Raw genomic sequence first — 337 nt, 5'->3', positions numbered from 1 at the left:
GCGTCGGCAGGCCGAGCCTGGCGATGCGCTGGCCGATCTTGGGGTAGTCCTCGCTCTTCAGCTTGAACTGGCTGATCGGATCCTTCTCGAAAGTGTCGACGCCGAGCGAGACGATGACCACGTCGGGAGCGTAGGCCGCGAGCTTGGCGCAGGCGTCTTCCAGCGAGGCGCTCCAGCCGTCCCAGCTGGTGCCGAAGGGCATCGGGTAGTTGATGTTGAAGCCTTCGCCGTCGCCCTCGCCACGCTCGTCGGCGTGGCCGAGGAAGAAGGGATACTCGACCATCGGATCGCCATGCAGGTTGAGCACCTGGACGTCGCCGCGGAGATGGAAGATCTG

Annotated in this window: 1 pseudogene; it reads right to left on the bottom strand. The window is 65.0% G+C overall.

Annotation, left to right across the window (positions count from 1 at the left end):
- Positions 1–337: pseudogene (locus EN852_RS37315) on the bottom strand (histone deacetylase family protein); the annotation flags it as partial.

Origin of the sequence: Mesorhizobium sp. M2E.F.Ca.ET.209.01.1.1 (assembly GCF_004010375.2) — a bacterium.
In the GTDB taxonomy this organism is placed as follows: domain Bacteria; phylum Pseudomonadota; class Alphaproteobacteria; order Rhizobiales; family Rhizobiaceae; genus Mesorhizobium.
Note: the sequence above shows the minus strand (reverse complement) of the source record. Positions and strands in the feature narration are given on the sequence as shown.